General features: G+C 68.6%; 1 pseudogene. It reads right to left on the bottom strand.

What is annotated here, in order from left to right:
• A pseudogene (locus F1003_RS19155) lies at positions 1-242 on the bottom strand (hypothetical protein); the annotation flags it as partial.

Raw genomic sequence — 242 nt, 5'->3', positions numbered from 1 at the left:
GATGATGCGGGTCTTGTTGCCCTTGCTCGACGCGTACGCCCAGAAGGCGGCGGAGTCGTGCACCGCGATGCCCTCGGTGATCACGACGGCCAGGCCGATCTCGGCGTCGATCGCCTCGACGACGGCGGCCTTGGCGAACTTCGGCGGCACGAAGATGACGGACACGTCGGCGCCGGTCTTCTCCATCGCCTCGGCGACCGAGCCGAAGACGGGCACGGACGTCCCGTCGAAGTCGACCTCGG

The organism is Winogradskyella ouciana (assembly GCF_009709615.1).
Lineage (GTDB): Bacteria > Bacteroidota > Bacteroidia > Flavobacteriales > Flavobacteriaceae > Winogradskyella > Winogradskyella ouciana.
Note: the sequence above shows the minus strand (reverse complement) of the source record. Positions and strands in the feature narration are given on the sequence as shown.